1 protein-coding gene is annotated in these 1,423 nt (G+C 34.6%); it reads right to left on the reverse strand.

Features of this window, described 5'->3' with window-relative positions; all coding sequences use genetic code 11:
* Positions 1-204: 204 nt before the first annotated feature.
* Complete coding sequence (locus ACFPXP_RS08130) at positions 205-1,041, reverse strand: hypothetical protein (protein ID WP_379893736.1); 837 nt, start codon at positions 1,039-1,041, stop codon at positions 205-207.
* Between the last annotated feature and the right edge of the window lie 382 nt (positions 1,042-1,423).

Below are 1,423 nucleotides of genomic sequence, written 5' to 3' on the forward strand. Positions count from 1 at the left end.
AGCCTGAACATCTCAATTTTATCGGAATGGTCTTGTTGGTCAAACCCTAGAACCCTCCACCCGCATAGCGGGTGGTTTTCTGTTTCGCGCGTTTCACGCACTCAACTGGCTAAAGCCATAACAAAAACTCCCGTTCTACAATTTAACGGGAGTTTGCAATATAACTACATTGAAAAAATCAACACAATATCCTTTTTGGTACAATTAATAATCATCCCAAAAATCTAAGTCATAACTAAAACCGGCTGTGTCGATTCCCCCGGATGTACCACCACCACCGGAAATAGAAAAGTTAACAATTCCATAACTAAGTCCAACAGAATATGTGGTTGTTCTATTTTCAGTTGTGTCATGTGCATATTCTCCTACAAACCGAACATTAGCATTATTGCTAATTTTTTTAGCTCTAAATGCAGCAATCCCCTTATAGCGCAACGGTACAATAGTATCGTCACTTAGTGAACCCCATGAATAGCCATAAGTAGATTCTTTTGCAGGTCTTCCTCCACAATCACTTTCATCTACCCAACCGGAATCTCTAAATTCCCAATACGTGCGACATGAATCTTTATTGGAAATAATTTGCCATCCTTGAGGAATAGCGACCGCCATCTGGTCATTATCTATAAGTGCATAATCTTTCCATTCAAAATTCGGATAGACATCAACATGCTTTACTCCATTAACATATACAATGAAAGCATCAAACCAAAGATCAAGGTCTTCATCTGGGATAGTGTTTAATTGAAATTCTCCAGATACAATCTTTTTTAAATTGTTTTCCTCGTCATAACGGTATTTCTGTACTTCACTGCTTCCAGCATAAATTAAATCTTCTCCAGAGTACTCAACAATATATAATTTTGTCATATAATCTAATCTATCCAAATTAGGATACCCTGCTTTAGAAAGGATTATATCAAGTTCTTTCTCGGTATATTCATTGGAGGTTGAGGCTGAGGCTGTCGTAGAAAAAGATGTTAACAAAAGTGCTAAACATAGAACAATCATAAACGTCTTTCTAATTTTTAATGTGCCCATAAATCTTCCATCCTCCTAATCTTTGTTATTAATTTACTATATGTGTGCAGTCTTGATGTTAAATGTTCACCTCCATTTCCAATAAAATCAACTTTTCCACCATAATAATAAGGTACAGAAACATTGTTAGATGGTAATGTATGGAAATAGTATACCATAAATAATAATAACTGTAAAAGTGTAGTATATACAAGATTTTTCACAAAATTTAATAGATTAATTACTGAGGAAATACTTTCTAAACACAGTTTTTCGAGTTAAGTCCGTATAATTGTGTAAAAATGAAATCTCTTAAAAATTAAGAGAGCCATTTTAAAATCCCTCAGTTAGAATGGAGTTATCCAGACAACATTCTAAATGTACGAGGTGATTTAAATGGCTC

This window comes from Marinicrinis lubricantis (assembly GCF_042658665.1).
Lineage (GTDB): Bacteria > Bacillota > Bacilli > Paenibacillales > KCTC-33676 > Marinicrinis > Marinicrinis lubricantis.